General features: G+C 72.5%; 5 protein-coding genes. 2 read left to right on the plus strand and 3 right to left on the minus strand.

Features of this window, described 5'->3' with window-relative positions:
* Positions 1-101: 101 nt before the first annotated feature.
* Positions 102-2,459: an AbfB domain-containing protein gene (locus AB0I42_RS36970; protein ID WP_357544434.1), complete on the minus strand. Its 2,358-nt coding sequence runs from the start codon at positions 2,457-2,459 to the stop codon at positions 102-104.
* Positions 2,460-2,664: 205 nt separating this feature from the next.
* Here AB0I42_RS36970 and AB0I42_RS36975 point away from each other — a divergent pair, with 205 nt between their 5' ends.
* The gene (locus AB0I42_RS36975; protein WP_357544435.1) at positions 2,665-3,672 is read left to right on the plus strand and encodes a LacI family DNA-binding transcriptional regulator; all 1,008 of its coding nucleotides are present in this window, start codon (positions 2,665-2,667) and stop codon (positions 3,670-3,672) included.
* Here the strand turns inward: AB0I42_RS36975 and AB0I42_RS36980 are convergent.
* On the minus strand, positions 3,661-5,058 hold the full coding sequence (locus tag AB0I42_RS36980) for an acyl-CoA synthetase (RefSeq protein ID WP_357544436.1): 1,398 nt from the start codon (positions 5,056-5,058) through the stop codon (positions 3,661-3,663). The genes AB0I42_RS36975 and AB0I42_RS36980 overlap by 12 nt on opposite strands.
* Before the next feature lie 282 nt (positions 5,059-5,340).
* On the opposite strand from AB0I42_RS36980, the gene AB0I42_RS36985 reads away from it, so the two are divergent.
* On the plus strand, positions 5,341-6,291 hold the full coding sequence (locus tag AB0I42_RS36985) for a nitroreductase (protein WP_357544438.1): 951 nt from the start codon (positions 5,341-5,343) through the stop codon (positions 6,289-6,291).
* Between the two features lie 118 nt (positions 6,292-6,409).
* Here the strand turns inward: AB0I42_RS36985 and AB0I42_RS36990 are convergent, their stop codons facing one another.
* Entirely contained in the window at positions 6,410-6,994 is a 585-nt protein-coding gene (locus AB0I42_RS36990) for a DoxX family protein (protein ID WP_357544437.1), read from the minus strand.
* Positions 6,995-7,261 lie beyond the last annotated feature (267 nt).

The raw sequence follows: 7,261 nt of genomic DNA on the forward strand, positions 1-7,261 counted from the left end.
ACACCACCCCACTATACCACCCCCCCCCACCAGCCACCCTGTGTTGCTAAACCGCGGGCCCGCCCCCCCGCGCACTACCCCCCCCCCCCCCCCCCGGCCGGTCACGGCGCCCAGGGGCCGGTGACGTTCCAGGTCACGTCGGCCAGCCACGACGCCGGCGAGTTGTACGCCGGTCCGCCGGCGCCGTTGCTCAGCCACACCTGCGCGCCGTGGTGCCGCAGGTAGGACCCCCGGAAGTTGTACGACTCGAACGACACCCCGCCGCCGGTCAGCCCGGTGCGGGCACACCAGGTGGCGTCGGCGCGCAGCAGCGCCGACCCGTCGTCGGGGGAGTTGCGGACCCGGGAGTCGACGTGCCGCAGGAACTGGCCGGGGAAGTTGACCGACTCGAACGAGTAGCAGCCCGTGCCGGCGAGCCCGGGCCGGATCGTGTACGTCGCGTCCTGCCTGAGCACCGTCGGGCTGCCCGCGTCGACCACCTCGGTGTACGCCAGTCCGTTCATGTGTCGCAGGTAGCGGTTGGTGAAGCCGGGTGTGGTCACCTGCAACGACCGTCGGGTGTGGACGGGCAGGGTGACCGGACCGGAGTTGCTGAGCGCCTTCGACGCCGCGATCAGCGCCTGGTTGGCGGCGCGTACCCGGTTCTGGTCCATCTTGACCACCTGCCGGTCGTACGTGAGGAAGCCGTTCAGTTCGCCCTCCAGGTCGGTGATCTCGGTGTAGACCGACGCGCTCAGCCCCTTGCCGACCATCAGGTTGTGGGTGCCGGCGACGAGGCCGACGTACCGGTCGGTCAGCGCGGTCGGGTTCGGCTGCCACTCGTACGCGTTGAAGCTGCCGTTTGGGCTGTACTCGTGCCCGGGGGTGCGCAGGCCGGGGCCGCCGAACTCGCCGAGCACCGAGATCCGGGTGGTCGACGCCGGGGGTGAGTCGGGGCCGACGTAGATGTGCCAGTCGTCCATGTCGCCGTTGCCGGGGTTGCCGAGCGACTGGCAGCAGTTGTGTCCGCTGTGGGTGTTGACCAGGCGGGTCGGGTCCTGGTTCTTGACGTTCTGGCCGACCCGGCGGGTGTCGGCCAGCGCCCGCTCGCCCCAGCCCTCGTTGTAGACGACGTACGCGACGACCGACGGTGAGCTGCGGTGCTCGTCGACGATCTCGCGGGCCTCGGCCTCGAACTGGGCCTGCTGGGCGTCGTTCGGATCGATGTCCTGCGCGGTCAGCGACGGGATGTCCTGCCACACCAGCAGGCCGAGCCGGTCGGCGTGGTAGAACCAGCGCTGCGGTTCGACCTTGATGTGCTTGCGCACCATGTTGAACCCGAGGTCCTTGTGTTTTTGCAGGTCGAAGGCGAGCGCGGCGTCGGTGGGGGCGGTGTAGAGGCCGTCCGGCCAGTAGCCCTGGTCGAGGGTGCCGGCCTGGAAGACGAACTGGCCGTTGAGCTTCGGGCGCAGCACGCCGTTGATTAGGCCGGTGGTGATCTCCCGCATGCCGAAGTAGTGCGTGGTCCGGTCGACCTGGGCGCCGCCGCCGTTGCGCAGCGTGATCCGCAGGTTGTAGAGGAAGGGGTCGTCCGGCGACCACCGGCGGGCGTTCGGCACCGGTACGGAGAACTCGGTGAAGCCGCCGGTCGATGTGCCGACGACGGTGGTGCCGGTCAGCGCCTCGGCGAGCACGCTGTGCCCGCTGACGTTGCCCCGGGCGAAGACCCGCACCCGGAGCGTGTTGTCGGCGAGGTTCGGCCTGAGGTCGACGCCGCTGATCGAGGCGGCCGGGGTGGGTTCCAGCCAGACGGTCTGCCAGATGCCGGAGGACGGGGTGTAGAAGATGCCGCCGGGTGTCCTGGTCTGTTTGCCGATCGCCGGCAGGCTGCCGTTCTGCCGGCTGTCGGTCGGGTCCCAGACCTTGACCACCAGTTCGTTGCTGCCGCCGTTCAGGCGCGGGGTGATGTCGAACGTGAAGGCGTCGTAGCCGCCGGTGTGCCGGCCGACCTCGGTGCCGTTGACCCAGACGGTGGTCTGCCAGTCGACCGCGCCGAAGTGCAGTTGCACCCGCCGTCCGGCCCAGTCGCCCGGCACCGTGAACGTACGGCGGTAGTAGAGGTAGTGCCGGTTGTCGCCGGCGGGGCGCATCACGCCGGACAGCGCGGACTCGACCGGGAACGGGACGTTGATCCGCTCCGGCAGGTCGGTGCCGAACTGCGGCGGGTCGTCGGTCGCCGACTGGCGCAGTTGCCACTCGCCGTTGAGGTTCAGCCAGTCGGGGCGGGTCATCTGGGGCCGTGGGTATTCCGGCAGGGGAGTGCCGGCCAGCGCCTGACCGGTCCAGGGGGTGGTCAGCGGCGGGGTACGGGCGGGCGCGGCCTGGGCCGCCGCCGGCGCGGTCAGCAGCGACCCGGTGACCAGTGCCGTGGCGGCGAGCAGGAGCCAGGTCCGGGGCAGGGCGCGGATCGGTCTCGACATGGCTTCTCCGTTCGGGACGGGGCCGGCCGAGACGCGGGGAAGTCCCCGCGAACCTCGGCGCGGTGGGGGACGGAGCCGGCACCGGGAGGCCGTCCGAGGCATTCCGATGCGGATGTATAACGTTATAGAGGTTTAGATGGATGGTCGTCAATGGATGTCGGGACCTCCGGTTACGGTGACCCCGGACGGCGGAGGGAGCTGGCAGGTGGGCGTCAGCCTGAAGGACATCGCGCAGCGGGCCGGAGTGTCGCTGGCCACCGTCTCCAACGTCGTCAACGGCTACCGCCCGGTCGGCGAACAGACCCGGCGGCGGGTGCAGCGGGCGATCGACGAACTCGGGTACGCGCCCAACCTCGGCGCCCGGCACCTGCGCCGCGGCCGGACAGGTCTCATCGCCCTGGCCATCCCCGAACTCAACAACCCGTACTTCGCCGAACTCGCCGGCTCCGCCATCCGCGAGGCGGCCAGCCTCGGCTACACCCTCGTCCTGGAGGACACCGCCGCCGACCGGGACCGGGAACTGGCCCTCACCGACGGCTCCCGCCGACCCGTCATCGACGGCCTCATCTTCAGCCCGGTGCGGATCGGCCGCGACGAGATCCTCGCCCGCACCGACCCGACCCCGCTGGTGCTCATCGGCGAAGGCGTCCACGACGTACCGCACGACCACATCGCCATCGACAACATCGCCGCCAGCCACGCCGCCGTACAACACCTGGTGTCCATCGGCCGGCACCGGATCGCCTTCGTCGGCGCGCAGGCCGACGACCGCCAATCCGCCCACCTGCGGCTACGCGGCTACCGGGAGGCCCTGACCGGCGCCGGGCTGCCGTTCGAGCCCACCCTCGTCGCGGCCACCACACAGTTCCGCCGCGTCGACGGGCTGCGCGCGATGCGCGACCTGCTCGCCCTCGACGAGCCGCCGGACGCGGTCTTCGGCTACAACGACCTGATCGCCATCGGCGCCATGCGGGCCATCGGCGAGGCCGGCCGGCGGATTCCCGACGACATCGCCGTCATCGGCTTCGACGACATCGAGGAGGGCCGGTTCAGCAACCCGACCCTGACCACGATCTCGCCCGACAAGGAGCGGATCGGCCGGCTGGCCGTACGGTCACTGGTCGCCCGGATCGAGGGCAGACCGGTCCACCCCCCGTACGACGTGCAGCCGCCGTTCCACCTCGTGCCCCGGGAGAGCACGCTAGCCCAGTAGCTTCTTCTGCACCTTGCCGAGCGCGTTGCGGGGCAGCGCGTCGAGCAGGTGCACCGCCCGCGGCCGCTTGTGCACGGCCAGGTTGCGGGCCACGAACTCGACCAGTTCCGGGCCGGTGACCCCGTCGGCCACCACGTACGCCGTCACCCGCTGCCCCAGGTCCGGATCCGGTACGCCGATCACGGCCGCCTCCCGAACACCGGGGTGGGCCAGCAACGCGTCCTCGACCTCGCCGGCCCCGATCCGGTAACCGCCGCTCTTGATCAGATCGGTGGAGGCCCGGCCGACGATCCGGTGCACCCCGTCCGGCCCGATCGTGGCGACGTCGCCGGTGCGGAACCAGCCGTCCCCGGCGGTGCTGGCCGCGTCCGCGTCCGGCCGGTTCAGGTAGCCGCTGAACAGCGTCGGCCCGGCCACCAGCAGCTCGCCCATCGCCTCGCCGTCGGCCGGCACCGGCCCGCCATGCTCGTCGGCGAGCCGGGTCCGTACCCCCGGCAGCCGCATCCCGACCGTGCCCGGCCGGCGTGCACCGTCCGCCCGCGCGCTCACCGTGATCAGCGTCTCGGTCATCCCGTACCGCTCCACGATCCGGTGCCCGGTCAGCTCCCGCAGGTCGGCGAAGACCGCCGCCGGCAGCGCCGCGCTGCCGGACACCAGCAACCGCGCACCCCGCAACGCCCGCGCCGAATCCGGGTCCGCGGCCACCCGCGACCACACCGTCGGCACCCCGAAGTAGAGGGTGCCGGCCGCCGCCGCGTACCGCCGCGGCTGCGGACGTCCGACGTGGTCCAGCCGGCTGCCGTGCCGCAACGGCCCGAGCACCCCGAGCACCAAACCGTGTACGTGGAACAGCGGCAACCCGTGCACCAGCAGGTCGTCGGGCGTCCACGCCCACGCGTCGGCGAGCCCGTCGAGACAGGCCGCGATCGACCGCCGGGAGACGACCACGCCCTTCGGCGCCCCGGTGGTGCCACTGGTGTAGAGGATCAGCGCGGCCCGCTCCGGCTCCGGCTCCGGCCACGTCCGGTCGGACCGCTGGGCCAGATCCACCGGTACGACCGGCGGCCCGCCCGGCGCCACGTCGGTGCCCCTGCCCGCCAGCAGTGCCGCCGCACCCGAGTCGGCGAACATGTGCCGGCGCTCCATCGCCCCGGCGTCGGCCGGTACGGGCACCACGGCCACCCCGGCGAGCAGCGCCCCGACGACGCCGACCACCGTCTCCATCGTCGGGGTCGCCTCGACCGCCACCCGCTCCAGCCCGTGCACCCGGTCGGCGACCGCGGCCGCGCACCGCAGCAGCTCGGCGCCGGACAGCGCGTTGCCGGCAACCCGGACCGCGTCCGGCCGCTCGTCCGGCGACTCTGACAACCGCTTCAGCAGTGACACGGCGACGCCCTCCTGGAACGGGGACGGCGGTCCCCGGCGACCCTGGCCGCCCGACCGTAGCCGCACCACCCCCGGGTCGCCACCCGTGTCCGTACGGCGGGTCGGCCCACCCCGGCGACACCCGGACGGCGCACGGGCGACCGCCGGCTCCGGCGGGTAGCCGGGGTTCCGGACCGGCGCTGCTGGGATACTGACCGAAGCAGGGATCCGATCCGAGACTGAGGCGGGACGGCTGTGACCCAGACCGACAAGGCGGCGGAGGCTCTGGCCCGGGCCGCCGCGATGGCGGGGCACGCCCCGTCGGTGCACAACACGCAACCGTGGCGATGGACGGTCCATCCGGACCGGCTCGAACTGTCCGCCGTACGCGACCGGCAGCTCGCCGCGACGGACCCGGAGGGGCGGCTGCTGATGATCAGTTGCGGCGCCGCGCTGCACCATGCCCGGACGGCGCTCGCCGCCGACGGCTGGGACTGCACGGTGCGGCGGCTGCCCGACCCCGACCGCCCCGACCTGCTGGCGGTGCTCACCCCCGGCGGGCACGGTACGCCCGACCAGGCCGCGGTGCGCCTGGTCCAGACCATGTCGGTACGGCACACCGACCGGCGCCCGCTCAGCGACGAGGTGCTGACCGACGACGTCCTGAAGACGATCTCGGAGGCGGTCCGCGCGGAGGGGCCGCACCTGCATGTGCTCACCGACGAGCAGGTCTACGACCTGGCGTCCGCGGCCGACCGGGCGGGCACCGCCGAGCGGGAGGACCCGGCGGTCCAGGAGGAGCTGGCGTACTGGATCGGGCGCGGCGACGGGCTCGGCGTCCCGGCCCACGCCCTGCCCGAGGTCCAGCCGGCGACGACCGTGCCGGGGCGGGACTTCGGCCAGCCGGGCACCCTGCCGATCGCGCCGGGCCACGACCGGGCGGCGTTCTACGGCCTGCTGTACGGCGACGGCGACGAGCCGCTGTGGTGGCTGCGGGCCGGTGAGGCGCTCTCCGCGGCCTGGCTGACCGCCACCCGGCTCGGCGCCTCGGTGCTGCCGCTGAGCGCGGTGGTCGAGGTGACCGCGACCCGGGCGGCGCTGCGCCGGCTGGTCGCCGAGTTGGGCTGGCCCTACCTGGTGATCCGCCTGGGTGTGGCCGACCCCGAGCACGCCGGCCCGGCCCACACCCCCCGCCTGCCGACCCCCCAGACGGTCGACACCTCCCCGACCACCAACCCCCCAGGATCCGCGTGATCAGGGACTGAGTCGAGCGTGTCGCCGGCGAACTCCCTGACCACCGGGATCTTGCAGGTGGCGGTGACACACGAACTCGCCGGCGGCTCGAGCCGCCGGCGAGTTCGTGTTCGGGTCGCTACCTGAGGAAGGGAAGGCGCTTGACGATCGGGACGCGGGCCCAGAGCCGGCCCAGACCGAGCGTGTCACCGGCCGCGGTCAGCGCCAGGACCAGGAGCACACCCGCGTAGATCAGGTGGTCGTCCATGAAGGGGTTGTTCGCCGGGGGCAGGACGGCGGTCCACATCAGCACCATCATCAGGCCACCGGCCGTGGCGGCCACCCGCATGCCCACGCCCAGGATGAGCGCGGTGCCGATGGCGGCGAGCCCGATCATGAAGAGCCAGTCGGCCCAGGCCGCCCCGGCGAAGCCGCGGTAGAGGTCGGCGAACGGACCGGCCACGGCGTTGCCGAGGAAGCCCTTGGTGGGGCTGCCGCCGTTGACCCAGGCCTGCTCCGCGGCGGTTCCCTGGCCGAGGCCGAAGAGCTTGTCGAGGAACGCCCAGAGGAAGATCCAGCCGAGCGCCAGCCGCAGTCCGGCGAGGGTGTAGCGGGTGGCCTTGCGGCCGGTGGTCTCGGCCGGGCGGATGGCTCCGGTGACCGGCGGGATCACCGCGTTGGTGGTCACCCGGTGGTTGGCGGTGCGTTCGATCGTCGTCGTCATGGCCGTTCACGCCTTCCTGACTCTCGCTGACGAATCAATTCGACCACCGGGAGAGGGGCTGCGATCAGTGCCGGGAGACCGCTCCTGACGGGACCTTCGGCACGGTCGCGCGGGGACCATCGGCGAGCGGGTGTCACGGGGGGAGGACCCTGGACGGTACGAGACGAGACGCGGAGCGGGCGACGAGAATCGAACTCGCGTAATCAGTTTGGAAGGCTGCCAGAGATCGCGCCAGTTTGTCCAAAACACCTGGTCAACGAGGGTACC

Source organism: Polymorphospora sp. NPDC050346, assembly GCF_040655695.1.
Taxonomy (GTDB): Bacteria; Actinomycetota; Actinomycetes; order Mycobacteriales; family Micromonosporaceae; genus Polymorphospora; species Polymorphospora lycopeni.

Bases quoted from the DNA above. Each gene is read 5' to 3' on its own strand.
- AB0I42_RS36970 (WP_357544434.1), bottom strand. From the start codon at position 2,459: ATGTCGAGACCGATCCGCGCCCTGCCCCGGACCTGGCTCCTGCTCGCC.
- AB0I42_RS36985 (WP_357544438.1), top strand. From the start codon at position 5,341: ATGGCGGGGCACGCCCCGTCGGTGCACAACACGCAACCGTGGCGATGG.
- AB0I42_RS36990 (WP_357544437.1), bottom strand. From the start codon at position 6,994: ATGACGACGACGATCGAACGCACCGCCAACCACCGGGTGACCACCAAC.